Origin of the sequence: Aquabacterium olei (assembly GCF_003100395.1) — a bacterium.
Classification (GTDB): domain Bacteria; phylum Pseudomonadota; class Gammaproteobacteria; order Burkholderiales; family Burkholderiaceae_C; genus Aquabacterium; species Aquabacterium olei.
Window position 1 is genome coordinate 102,835 of record NZ_CP029211.1, and the last position, 12,457, is coordinate 115,291.

Here is a 12,457-nt window from a genome sequence, read left to right on the forward strand (position 1 = left end):
CATGTCGTCTTCTTTCTCACAAGAGGTCGGGCAAGCTGGCTGGGTCGCTCAGTGGGTGAGCCAGGCGTGGCGCCGAGCCCGCGGTCAGGCCCGCACGGTGTGGCGAGCCGAGGCCGTCTGGCTGGGGCCCGGTGCGCGGGCCCTGAGACGGCCTGCCGAGACGGCAGGCACGGGCGACGGGGCCATGGCCATGCCGGACTTGACCGACATGCTGAGCGCATGGCACGACTGGTGTGCGGCCCACCCCGGGGCGCGTTGCGAGTTGGCCTTGTCTGGCCATTGCTTTCTCACGCTGGTGGGGCCCGATGCGGGGCGCGAGGCGCAGGACCGCATCGACGCGGCCTGCGACGCCTGGGCACAGGCCACCGGCATGTCGCCGGTGCAACTGGTGGACGAGCTGGTGTGGCGGGCCTTGCCCGGCGATGGGCCCTCGCTGGTGTGCGGGCTGCCGCGCCGTGTTCTGGACGAGCTGCTCGACATCGCTTCCCGGCATGGCGTGCGCATCGAGCGCCTGGTGCCCTGGTGGGTGCCGCCGGCGCAGTCGTGGTCGGACACGGTGATCGCCGCGTCCGGGGGGGCGGTGACCTGGGTGGCGAGCGAGCCGGGCCTGAGGACGGTGTGGCAATGGCAGGCGGGCACGGACACGACGCCGCCGGCCTGGTCGGTCTGGTCCGAGCGGCAGGACGTGTGCGCGGACGGGCTGGGGCATGAACCCGGCATCGACCTGTTGCAACGGATGGGTGTGGACGCCGACACCTGCCTGATCAGCGGTCGGCTGCCGCCGTTTGCCGCGGGAGATGCGCCGTGACGCGGTGGTCCTTCCTGCATGTGAGGCCCGCCTGGGTCGATGCCATCGACTTTGTGGGCCCGCGGCGCCGTGCGAGTGTCTGGGGTTGGGCCCTGCTGGGTGTCGGGCTGTTGATGGCCTTGCAAGTGTGCGACGAGGTGGCCTCGCTGCAGCAGGCACAGGCCGACACGCAGGCGGAAGGCCAGCGTCTGGGGCGCGCTGTGCGCAAGGCCGAGCTCTCTGCACGCCTTGAGATGCAAGCGCCCACGGGCTCATCGACTGGCCAGGCGCGGTCCGCTGCGCCGCAGATGTCGCGCAGCGAATGGCGGCACGCCGCCGAGATGGCCGAGGTGCTGGCGCACGACTGGTTGGCCACGCTGGATGGTGCCGACGAGCGGGCAACCCGCGCGCGGGTCGTCCTCACCGGGTTGAGGCTGCAGGTCGGGCGTGCCGAAGGGGCGGGCGAGGCGGGTGCGGCGCAGCTGCAGGCGGCTGTCCCGGACGACCGCACGGCGCTGCGGTGGGTGGACAGTCTGGGGCCACAGGCCCAGCTGCGGGGGCGCCAGCGACTGCCCCAACCGGTGTCCGACGGGCAAGGCGAGCATGTGTGGCGGGTGGACGCCACATGGCCGGAGGCGGGGCGATGAAGGTGTTGCGAGATGCATGGGCCTTGCTGGGGCTGCCCGGCGCCGCGGGCATCGTTTTCATCGGGGGGGCGTTGTGGGCCCAGTCCACGCTGATGCCGGCACAGCAGGCCGAAGTGGATCAGGCCGCATCCGACAACCGGGCGTTGCGTCATCGTCTGCAGACGGTGTCTGCCTCACGTACGACAGCGGGTGCCGAGACGAGCGGCCCGAAGGCGCCCGCTGCGCCCGAGGCCGCGTGGGCGCTGCTCTGGCAATCCCTGCCGGTGCAGGCCGATCGGGTGGCGTTGCAGGACGGTGTGCTGCAGTGCGCCGCCCGCGAAGGCTTGCAGATCGACAGTCTGCAATACCGTGGCGAGCGCGTCCCCATCACCGGGGCAGAGGGCCTGTGGCGCCAGCGGATGGCGATGCCGATACAGGGGCCGTACAGCGCGGTGCGCCGATGGGTTGCGTGCCTGCAGCCGATGCCGTCCGTGGGGATCGATGCCTTGACGCTGGAGCGGCGTGATCCCGCCAGCGACATGGTGCAGGCTCAGGTCAGCGTGTCGCTGTGGTGGCGCCTGGCGGGGAGACCGTGATGCGGCAGCCGTTGATGTGGGTGCTGGCGGTGGTGCTGGGGCTGACCCTCTGGCTGTCGATGCAGGACGATGACGCGGCGTTGCCGGCGGCGCGCCAGCGCGATCCCGCCGCGGCCCGTGGTGACGGCCGGCCGCCCGCCCCGGGCGCCGAGCCGGCCGTGGACCGACCCGGCAATGAACGTCCTGGCCCCGAGCGGGCGCGTGCAGCGGCTGGCACAGCTTCGGCACCGTCTGCGGACGATGCCCGCCTGCTGGCTGCGGTGGTGCGCTGGCAGCATCGGGTGGCTGCGTCGGGTCCGGCGCCGGGCCAGACGCCGGGCAGCGCCTGGCGGGCGGTGGTTCCGCCGCCTCCGCCGCCCCCACCCGAGACCGCGCCCCCGCCCCCGCAGGCGCCCCCCTTCCCTCACCGCTGGATCGGCCGCTTCGAAGACACGGTGAACGCGGCTTCGGCGCCGCGTGCGCGGCAACGCGCCATCGTGGCCGGCCCCGTGTCGACCTGGGTGGTGTCCGAGGGCGAACTGATCGAAGGTCAGTGGCGGGTGGACCGCATCGAAGACCGAACCTTGCGTCTGACCTACATGCCGCTGATGCAGGCCCAGACGACCACGATGAGATGAACATGAAGCTGTGTGTGATGTCCCCGATGCCGGCCCGCCGGACGCTGCTGGCCGTGGCGCTCGCTGGCCTGGTCGCGCTCGGCGCGTGTACCACCCCCGTGGTGAGGCAGGCCCAGGATCTGGCGAGGGCGGGGCAGCATGAGGCCGCAGCGACCTTGCTGCAATCGGCCATTGCGGCCACGCCGGGCGATTCGTCCGTGCGGCAGGCCTGGTTCCAGCAGCGGGAGATGGCCGTGTCGCAGCTGGCGGTGCAGGCCGAGAAGGCGCGTCAGGCGGGGCGTGTGGACGAGGTGGCCGATGTGCTGCGCCGGATGCAGGCGGCCGCGCCGGAGCACCCACGGACGGCCGCCCTGCGCGACGAAGTGAGCCGACGCCAACGTCAGCAGCGCCTGATGACCGAGGCACAGGCTGCCTTTGATGCGCAGGCCGCGGAGCGCGCAGAAGCTGCGCTGCGCGCCTTGCTGGCCGAGGACCCGGCCCGTTCGGATGCCCGTGCCCTGCTGGCCCGCATCCAGTCGGCACGGGAAGCGCAGACGCGGGTGCAGTCCACCCGAGCGCTGGCATCGGCCACGCAGCCCGTGACGCTGGAGTTCCGCGACGCGCCGCTGAAGAACGTGTTCGAGGCCTTGTCGCGGGCGGCCGGCCTCAACTTCGTGTTCGACAAGGACGTGCGCAGCGAGGCGAAGGTGACGCTGTTCCTGCGGCAGACGCTGGTCGACGAGGCCTTGCGCGTGATCCTGAGCACCCAGCAGCTCGGGGCCAAGCTGCTGAACGACAACACGGTGCTGGTGTTCCCCGGCACGCAGCAAAAGCAGCGCGATCTGCTGGACACGGTCACCCGCTCGTTCTACCTCGTCAATGCCGACCCGAAACAGGCTCAGACGCTGATCCGCACGATCGCCAAGACCCGCGATGTCTTCGTGGACGAACGCCTCAACCTGCTGGTGGTGCGCGACACACCGGAGGTGATGCGGATTGTCGAGCGGCTGGTGGAAAACCTGGACGTGCCGGATCCGGAGGTGATGCTGGAGCTGGAGGTGCTGGAGGTGTCGGCCAAGGATGTGGACCAGCTTGGCCTGAGTTGGCCGTCCACCGCAAGCTACGGCGTGCCCGACAGTGTGGCCGCCATCACCTCGTTGACCGACTTGCGCTGGAGCACGGCGAACCCGTTGGCGCTGGCCACGCTGAAGGCCACCCGCGGTGCCACCAACCTGCTGGCCAACCCCAAGATTCGAGCGCGCAACCGCGAAAAGGCCAAGATCCTGCTGGGCGAGAAGCTGCCCGTCTTCACGACCACCAGCACTGCCAACGTCGGCGTCACGTCGTCGGTCAGTTACATCGACGTGGGCCTGAAGCTCGACATCGAGCCCCAGGTGCAGCTTGACGGGGACGTGACGATGAAGGTCGCGCTCGAGGTCAGCAGCGTCACCGACAAGACGACGCGCAACGACGGCTCCCTGGCCTACCAGGTGGGCACGCGGCAGGCCTCGACCACCTTGCGCCTGCGCGATGGGGAGACCCAGGTGCTGGCCGGCCTGCTCAATGACTCCGAAAGCCGCAGCGCGACGGGCATTCCGGGGTTGATCGACGTGCCGCTGCTGCGCCATCTGTTCGGTACCGTGTCCAACACGCGGGACAAGACCGAGGTGGTGCTGCTGGTCACGCCCCGCGTGCTGCGCAACATCGTGCAGCCGGCGTCGGCGTCGGCCCTCATGCCCTCGGGCACCGAGGCTCAACCGGGCGCGGTGCCCTTGATGCTGAGACAGGGGGACGCGCGAGGCACCACCGGGCGCGGTGGCGTGCCGGGAGCGCCTGCGGGCCAGCGCGATGATCCGTCGGGCGCGGCCTCCCGAGGCGGCGTGGTGGCCGAGCCGGCCCAGCTGTCGGGGCCGGAGGAGGTGATGCCGGGGGCCACGTTCTCGGTGTCCGTGCGCAACAACGGTGCCGTGCCGTTGTCGGCCAACCTGCTGGTGGATCTGAGCGTGGTCGAGCCCGTCGGCGCCACGAAGACGGGAGGGTTGGGCGTGGCGCTGCAGGGCCAGGAACAGGTGACCCTGACCTTCAAGGTGCGGGAAGACGTGCGCCAGGCCGACACGGAGATCGGGCTGGATCTGGGTGGCACGCCGCTGAAGATGCGCGTGAGAGGTGGCACGGTGACCCCGGCATCGGCCGGGCCGGCGGTGCCGCAGGACGACCCGGCCGATGCAGACCATGAACGTTGACCCCCGGCCCGCAGCGTCGCGCGGCTTCACGCTCATCGAGATGATCGTCGTCGTGATGATTGCCGGGATCCTGGCCAGCGCGGCCATGCCGTTGGCGGCCCTGCACAAGCGCCGTCAGCAGGAGACGGAACTGCGTGAGGGCCTGCGCACCCTCCGTTCGGCGCTCGATGCCTATCACCGGGCGTGGGAGCAGGGGCGCATCGAAAAGCGCAGCGATGACACCGGCTGGCCCCCTTCGCTGGACGTTCTGGTAACGGGCGTGCCGGATGCCAGCAACCCGAAAGGCGTGCGCATTTACTTTCTGAGGCGCCTGCCGCGCGACCCGTTTGCGTCGCCCGATGTGCCGGCCGAGCGCACGTGGGGACTGCGCAGCTATGCCAGCCCGCCCGACGCGCCCATGCCGGGCACCGATGTGTTCGACGTTTACGTCCGCACGCCGGGAACCGGCCTGGACGGCACGCCGTACCGATCATGGTGAGACGCACCCGCATGCCAGGCCAGCGAGGCTTCACGCTGATCGAGCTGATCGTGGTGTTCGCGATCATCGCCCTGCTGGCCAGCCTCGCTACCCCACGCTACCACCGCACGGTGGACCAGGCTCGTGAAGTGAGCCTGCGGACCTCGCTCAACGTCATGCGCGACGCCATCGACAAGTACGCAGCGGACCGGGGACAGTATCCGGAGTCGCTCGACGAGCTGGTCCAGCGGGGCTACCTGCGGCAGATCCCCGAAGACCCGTTGACCGGCTCCCGCCACAGCTGGCAGATGCTGCCGCCGCCTGCGGACAGCGCGGTGGCCGGGGGCATGGCCGATGTGCGCAGTGGTGCGACCGGGCGTGGCCAGAATGGCCTTCCGTATGGACAGTGGTGAGGTGCAGGGTGCGGCGAGCTCGTGGGTTCACCTATGTGTTGCTGCTGTGGTGGGTGGCCATCGGTGGCTTCATGCTGGCCGCGGCGGGCCGCTCCTGGCAGATGGATGCGCGGCGGCAGGCGGACACCGAGCTTCAGTGGCGCGGTGAGCAGATCCGCGCTGCACTGACTTCGTACAGCCAGGTGCCGGTGGCCGAAGGCGTCCGGCGTCTGCCCCTGCGGCTGGAGGATCTGCTGGAGGATCAGCGCACCGGCCAGACCGTGCGTCACCTGCGGCGCGTCTGGCCAGATCCCGTGACCCGGGGGGAGTGGGGCCTGCTTCGCCAGCCGGGAGACGGCGCCATCGTGGGCGTCTTCAGCCTGTCGACTCAGCGCCCGCTGCTGGCGCCGGCCGGCATCGAGAGCTACGCGGCGTGGCGGTTCGACATCACCGCACCTTGAGACACGTTGTGTACCGATCTCGACATGCCGTTCACAGAAGTCAACAAATCGTCATCGGCGCTCCCTATGCTGCCGTGAATTCTTCACACGGCCGCCATGCAACCCAACCCCTTCGCGCCGGAGCAGTCCGAGTACCTGCTGCGTGTCATGGAAGGCGCGCCTCAGGTGTGCCGCAGACACCAGTTCTTTGTGTGGAGCCAGGGCGACCTTCAGCGCTGGCTGCCTCACACGATCGCGCTGTGCGGCGCGTATGACCGCGAAACCCGCGCCCTGTCGTTTGACCTGTTCAACAGCCTGCCGATGCCGGCCGACATCATCGTCGGCTTGCTGGACGGGCGGTCGGTGCTGATTCAGCAGGCGCTGCACGTCTGGCAAAGAGGGCAGCAGCAGGCAGTCCGGGTGGGCATCCCCACGCCCGCGGAGTTGCAGGAGGGGTCGTTGGGTGCGCGCCTTCGCGATGTGGGCTACCGGCAGATGCTGGTGCATGGCACGACGCGGCCCGGGCGCTTGGACGAGCTGGAAAGCCTCTTCATCCTGATGCGCCATGAGGCCGAATACGACGATTTCGCCGTGGCCTCCTTCGGCATGCTGCTGCCGTGTCTGCACCTGACGTATCAGCGTGTGGCGGTGACCGAGCGCTTGATCTCGCCATCCCGCGATGTGCCCGCCGGCATGGACCTGGCCATCGGCCACCTGACGGGGCGCCAGCCGGCCATCACCGAACGGGAACGGGAGATTCTGCGTTGGGTGCGCGATGGCATGAGCAACCAGCAGATCGGCGAGCAACTGGGCATCAGCGGACTGACTGTGAAGAACCACGTGCAGAAGATCCTGCGCAAGCTGGGCGCGGCCAACCGGGCTCAGGCTGTGGCGAAGGCGATGAGCATGAATGCGCTCGGCGCCACACAGGGCAGCGCGGACGCGATGCCATTCAGGGATGCAACAGACCCTCGCTCTTCGGTGTGACGATGAAAGACAAGCTGTGTTTTTGCGCGCTCGCGCGTGGCGTGCTGCTGCCCGCGGTGCTGGGCATTTCGTGCGCGCAGGCGCAAGCGGTCGATGCGCTGTCCGACGCCAGCGATGGCGTGGCTGTGCGAGGGCGGCCCGCCGTGGCCGGGGCGCCCCTTGGCGCACGCGATGCGTCGCTGGGCGACGTCGGGCGCGGCGGCCCGCTCACGGCACCGAGGTCGGCGCGCTTGCCGGCCAACGAGCAGGCGCTGATGGCCTATCTGTTGCGCGGCGAGGGTGCTGGTGCGCTCAAGCATCTGCGCTCGGCGAACCCGCGACTCGATGTGACGGACGAAGCGTGGCGTACGCCCCTGACGCTGGCCATTCGGTTGGGTGACGTGCCTCTGGTGCGCGAGATGCTGCGCCGCGGCGCGCCGATGGAAGCGCGCGGCCAAGAAGGGATGACGCCCCTGGGGCTGGCGGCCTACATCGGACAGGACACCGTGGTGCGCGAGCTGTTGCGACAGGGGGCCGAGCCGATGGCGGTCAGCCAGCGTGGCCAGACGCCGCTGCACCTGGCCTTGGCCGGGGGGCAGTTGGGGGCTGCGCAGCTGCTGCTGGCCGCTCGGCCGGCCGCGCAATGGCAGCGGCTCTACAACGCCGAAGGGCGGCACCCTCTGGCTGAGGCCGCTTACCGCGGTCGGCTGGACGGGGTGAGGCTGCTGTTGCAGCACGGCGTGGCCGTGACGGAGCGCGACAAGCACGGGCTGGACGCGTTGCATGCGGCTGCACTCGGGCGGCAGGCGCATGTGGCCGATGCGCTGATCGCACAAGGCGCACGCCCCACCACCCCGCTGACCGCGCTGCTGCTGGCGCAGATGCGCGAGCCGCTGCCAGACCTGGCCACCGCACCCTAGTCCATGCTGACAGCCTCTTTGCCTGGTGACGCCCCGCATCCCGCGGGGCTTGTCGTTTCTGGGGACCCCCTTGCTCCCGGGGGGCTGGTGGCCGTCGTCCTCACTGCGCATCCCGTTGCATGGGCCGTTCGGATCAGCGGGCGCAGACGCGGTACGCGCCCTGGTGCCGACCCTTGTGCCGCTTGGCTCATGCATGGGCCGATCGGCGCGGCGCCATGTGCATTCCGGCTCATGGTGCTCCCCATCGCGGTGTCACGCCCGCTCCGAATACTGCGCTGGCGCTGAAGGTGCTGCAGATGTGGGCAGCGTCTTCGACGACGTTCACCTTCCCGATCAACGGGAACCACCCTTTCACGGAGCAAGCACATGAAACTCAAACTGATCGCCCTGGCCGCACTGGCCCTGTCGGGTGCCGCACAGGCCTCGCTGGACTCTGGCAAAGCCCCCACCTACAACAGCTCGGTCCTGTTCGTCGCGTTCGACAACACCGGTGCGTCGAAGAGCTCGGCCTTCGTGGACCTGGGCTTCAACCTGTACGACTTCACGCCGGGCTACACCACGGCCGGTGGTCAGACGATCGCCGAAGGTGCCCTGTCGCGCACCAACGTCTCGGTGGTCTGGAACTTCAACGCCAACACCATCACCTTCAACGGCAAGACCGTTGCCGCCAAGAATGACTTCTCGGCCGTGTCGACCTTCCTGTCCAACACCCAGCAGAGCGAATCCCGCTGGGGCATCGCTGCAACCGGCATTCGCCATCAAGAAGGCGAAACCCTCATTGCACCGGACCTGGCCCTGACGTCGGGCACCCCGACTGCCACCCAGTTGCGTGGTCAGGATGCTGGCTTCAACAGCGCTGCCGCCTTTGTGGGCACCGACATGACCGTGAAGGCCCAGGAGCTGATCGGTGGCCTGCCCGTTGACAACGGCTCTTACTACGCCCCCAACGGTTCCGACGCCGGCTTTTTCCCCAACATGGGCGCGTTCGGCACCAAGTGGCAAGCCAACCTGAAGTGGGAGATGGGGACCGTCTTCGGCAAGAAGACCAACCTGTGGCTGCTGGACGGTGAAGGCGACGAATTGGCCATCGCCAACCAGGTCGATGCTGAAAACAAGGCGGATCTGCTGAACGACAAGGGCACCTTCTACTTCGACGCGGTGAACAACACCCTGAGCTGGACCACGCCGACCGTCACGGCCGCCGTGCCCGAGCCCGAAACCTATGCCCTGGCCCTGATCGGCATGCTGGCCGTCGGCGTGGCCCGTCGCCGCGCCGCCCGCTGATCGGCCTGTCTGATCGCGCTCACACAAGAACCTGAAAGCAGTCGACCGGGCGGTCTGTCCGCCCGGTCTTGTCAAGCCCGCTTCTTCCTGAAACCGAGAACCATCATGAACCTGTCCAAGCTGATGATCGCCACGCTGGCCGTGTGCGGCGTGTCCCAGGCCCTGGCGGCCGGCCCGGCCCGTCTGACCGGCGCCTCTGCTTCCTCCATCAACGTGGCGCGTGCCGCCAAGGTGCTGTGCGAGAACGCCGGCGGCACCTACACCCTCTACAAGATCGGTGAGTCCACGGGCTCGCTGGGCAACGTGTTCACCGGCAAGTGCGATGTCGACTTCGAAGGCATCAGCGAAGACGAGGTTCGGGTGAACGTGTCGGGCGGCTCCGAGAACGCCGTCATCAACGCCACCGCGGGCGGCAACGTCAAGGTCGGCTTCATCAATGCCGCCACCGCGTCGTGCACCACCATTGCCGGTGCGGGCACCGGCTCGCTGTCCTTCATGGGCGCGGGCCGCATGCGCAACTGCACCGGCACCAACGAGTCGGCCACGTCCGACGGTGGCTACCTGGACGTCGAAGGCAACCACTTCAACGCCAACTACAACGCGGGTGACTTCACGCCGGCTGGCTTCAGCCAGGTCTTTGGCGTGGCCGTGAACAAGCGCCTGTACGAAGCACTGCAGACGCACCAGAAGACGACCGGCCAGGTGCCCGCTTCGTGTGCCATCGGTGATGCCACGGCGGCTTGCCAGCCGTCGGTGAGCAAGGCCGACATCGCCACCCTCATCAACAACGGCACGTCTGCCAGCGGTGCCAAGTCGCTGGGCGGTGGCCTGCTGATCCCGGGCAACACCACGAAGATCAGCTACTGCATGCGCCCCCAAACCTCGGGCACCCAGCAGGCTGCCCAGCTCTACTTCCTGAACTATGAAGCCACGGCCGCTGTGGGTGGCAAGGTGCCCGTCGTCGCTGAAGGTGCTTCCGTCGGCTCGCGTTACTCCTCGATCCTGAACTCCGGTTCGAGCAACGTGCGCGCCTGCCTGAACGACACCGCCCCGGCCACCTCGACCGACTTCCGCTTTGGCGTGCTGTCGGCCGAGAACAACCCGCTGGGCAGCAGCACCGACACCTATCGTTTCGTGAAGCTGAACGACGTGGCCTTCGCCGAAGGCGTCGCCGGCTCGTCGCAGACCGCCAGCGCCATCGCCGGCCGCTACGACTTCGTCTACGAGACCGTGGCGTACTGCCCCGAAGGCACCTGCGCCCCGATCGTCGACGCCATGAACGGTGCCTTGCCCGCTGGCGCTTCGACCCCCGGCCTGTTCCTGACCGGTGTCGAGTCGAAGTACGGCCGCGGTGGCAACTCGGCGGTGCCTTACACCCGTCGCTGATCGACGGAGAGGCCTGACGCCTGGCGCCTGCGGGGGCCAGGCACCTTGCGTGACGACAGTCCCCTCGCCAGGGGACTGTCGCTTTCTGTTGTTGGTGGAAATGAAAAATCTGTCCTCCGCGTGGGCCCCTGTGTTGTTGAGTCTGGGCGTGATCGCCCATGTGCCTGTTGCATGGGCGCAGAGCGCGACCCAGGACGCCGGGAGCGGGCCGGTCTTCGACGTCATGGAGTACGTGGTTGAAGGCAATTCGGCGCTGTCCGACGGGGTGGTGAGCCAGATCCTGACGCCCTACCTCGGCCCGGGCCGCCGCTTCACGGACATCGAAGCCGCCCGTGAGGCGCTCGAGAAGGCTTACCAGGATGCCGGCTTCCTGTCGGTGGTGGTGAGTTTGCCGGACCAGCGTGTGGACACCGGCGAGGTCAGGCTCGAGGTGACCGAAGCCCGCGTGGAGCAGGTGCGCGTCACGGGGGCGAAGCACCACCTGCCGAGCCGCATCCGTGATGGCGTGCCCAGTCTGGCGGCGGGACAACTGCCTTACTTCCCGGCCGTGCAGGATGAGCTGGCCGAATTGCAGACCCCGGCGCGCCAGATCACGCCGGTGATCGGGGCCAGCGATCAACCCGATCGCATCGACGTCGAGCTGAAGGTCGAAGACAAGCGGCCGGCTCAGGGCTCGGTGGAGCTGAACTCCCGCCAGGCCTACAACACGGAGCGCGGGCGGCTGGAAGCCGTGGCGTCGTACAGCAACCTCTTTCAACGCGGCCACAGCCTCGGCCTGAGCTGGCAGGTGGCGCCGACCCGGCCGAGCGATGCCAACGTTGTCTCGGCGGTGTATGACCTGCCGCTGGGCCGCGCCGACAGCCTCAGCCTGGCCGTGACCAACAGCGCCAGTGACACGCGTGCCGGCACCTCGGTGGGCGGCGTCACGATCACGCGCGGTACCTTCTACAGCCTGCGTTGGCGGCATGAACTGCCGGCGTGGCAATGGCCCGTCAGCCACAGCTGGTCGCTCGGGCTGGACCGCAAGCACAACCGGGATCGCTCGGTGACCGGCTCCGGCTTCTCCACCCAGAAGCCGGCGCTGAAGTACCCGGTGCTCAACCTGGCGTACGACGTGGCCTGGGATCACGGCGGGGGCGACCAGAGCACCGTGCGCACCGCGCTGGCCGGCTCGAGCCGCAGCTGGGCCGGGCGTGAAGTCGACTGCGATGGCCGCCGGCTCGACCAGTTCGAATGCAAGCGCGCGGGCGCCAACCCGGACTTTCTGGTCTGGCGATTCGGCATGACGCACCGCCGCGCGGTGGGTGGCGGCTGGCAGGTCGATCTGAGTGCCGACGCCCAGCTGGCTTCCGGCCCGGTGGCCTCGGGTGAGCAGTTCGCGCTGGGTGGCATCGACAGTGTGCGCGGCTACTACGACTACGAACAGGCCGGTGATCAGGGCTGGAGCCTGCGGGTCGAAGGGGCCAGCCCGCCCTTGTGGCAGTCGGGCAGCTGGCGCCTGGGCTCGCTGGTCTTTGTGGACCGCGGCAGCCTGATGTTGAAGAACGCGCTGGAGGGGCAGCGCGCCCGCGTGCACATGGGCAGCTATGGCCTGGGCTGGCGGCTGAGCAACGGCGAGGGCCTGAATGCCTCGCTGGATGTCGCCATGCCCTTCTACGAAACGGTGCGTGCTGCCTCCAGCGGCGGCGATGAACGCGCCACGCGCCGTGAGCCGCGCTGGGAACTCAGCGTTCGCCAGGCTTTCTGAACGTCTCTCCACAGGTT

The 12,457-nt window shown here is 68.9% G+C and carries 13 protein-coding genes; all 13 read left to right on the plus strand.

Features of this window, described 5'->3' with window-relative positions:
* The first annotated feature begins 1 nt into the window (after position 1).
* The 13 genes from DEH84_RS17870 to DEH84_RS17930 all read left to right on the plus strand — a co-directional run bounded on the left by DEH84_RS17870 (position 2) and on the right by DEH84_RS17930 (position 12,440).
* Positions 2–808 (plus strand): hypothetical protein, encoded by an 807-nt coding sequence (locus DEH84_RS17870; protein ID WP_109038569.1) that lies wholly within the window; start codon positions 2–4, stop codon positions 806–808.
* On the plus strand, positions 805–1,434 hold the full coding sequence (locus DEH84_RS17875; RefSeq protein ID WP_109038570.1) for a hypothetical protein: 630 nt from the start codon (positions 805–807) through the stop codon (positions 1,432–1,434). Before DEH84_RS17870 ends, DEH84_RS17875 begins: the two co-directional genes overlap by 4 nt.
* Positions 1,431–2,009: a hypothetical protein gene (locus tag DEH84_RS17880; RefSeq protein WP_159099057.1), complete on the plus strand. Its 579-nt coding sequence runs from the start codon at positions 1,431–1,433 to the stop codon at positions 2,007–2,009. Before DEH84_RS17875 ends, DEH84_RS17880 begins: the two co-directional genes overlap by 4 nt.
* Complete coding sequence (locus tag DEH84_RS17885) at positions 2,009–2,626, plus strand: hypothetical protein (RefSeq protein WP_159099058.1); 618 nt, start codon at positions 2,009–2,011, stop codon at positions 2,624–2,626. The genes DEH84_RS17880 and DEH84_RS17885 overlap by 1 nt, the downstream gene beginning before the upstream one ends.
* 2 nt (positions 2,627–2,628) lie before the next feature.
* Positions 2,629–4,848, plus strand: coding sequence for a secretin GspD/PilQ domain-containing protein (locus tag DEH84_RS17890; RefSeq protein ID WP_109038573.1), 2,220 nt, complete (start codon positions 2,629–2,631; stop codon positions 4,846–4,848).
* Positions 4,838–5,326, plus strand: a complete 489-nt coding sequence (locus DEH84_RS17895) for a type II secretion system protein (protein WP_109038781.1) — start codon at positions 4,838–4,840, stop codon at positions 5,324–5,326. The genes DEH84_RS17890 and DEH84_RS17895 overlap by 11 nt, the downstream gene beginning before the upstream one ends.
* Before the next feature lie 11 nt (positions 5,327–5,337).
* The gene (locus tag DEH84_RS17900; protein WP_109038574.1) at positions 5,338–5,718 is read left to right on the plus strand and encodes a type II secretion system protein; all 381 of its coding nucleotides are present in this window, start codon (positions 5,338–5,340) and stop codon (positions 5,716–5,718) included.
* Between the two features lie 8 nt (positions 5,719–5,726).
* The gene (locus DEH84_RS17905; RefSeq protein ID WP_159099059.1) at positions 5,727–6,158 is read left to right on the plus strand and encodes a type II secretion system protein; all 432 of its coding nucleotides are present in this window, start codon (positions 5,727–5,729) and stop codon (positions 6,156–6,158) included.
* Positions 6,159–6,254: 96 nt separating this feature from the next.
* Entirely contained in the window at positions 6,255–7,124 is an 870-nt protein-coding gene (locus DEH84_RS17910; protein ID WP_109038576.1) for a LuxR C-terminal-related transcriptional regulator, read from the plus strand.
* A 2-nt stretch (positions 7,125–7,126) separates the two neighbouring features.
* A complete protein-coding gene (locus tag DEH84_RS17915; protein WP_109038577.1) occupies positions 7,127–8,023 on the plus strand; it encodes an ankyrin repeat domain-containing protein in 897 nt (298 codons plus the stop codon).
* A 366-nt stretch (positions 8,024–8,389) separates the two neighbouring features.
* Positions 8,390–9,307, plus strand: coding sequence for a PEP-CTERM sorting domain-containing protein (locus DEH84_RS19570; RefSeq protein ID WP_245932825.1), 918 nt, complete (start codon positions 8,390–8,392; stop codon positions 9,305–9,307).
* A 105-nt stretch (positions 9,308–9,412) separates the two neighbouring features.
* The gene (locus DEH84_RS17925) at positions 9,413–10,693 is read left to right on the plus strand and encodes a hypothetical protein (RefSeq protein WP_109038578.1); all 1,281 of its coding nucleotides are present in this window, start codon (positions 9,413–9,415) and stop codon (positions 10,691–10,693) included.
* A gap of 130 nt (positions 10,694–10,823) precedes the next feature.
* Positions 10,824–12,440: a ShlB/FhaC/HecB family hemolysin secretion/activation protein gene (locus tag DEH84_RS17930; RefSeq protein WP_159099060.1), complete on the plus strand. Its 1,617-nt coding sequence runs from the start codon at positions 10,824–10,826 to the stop codon at positions 12,438–12,440.
* Positions 12,441–12,457: the final 17 nt, after the last annotated feature.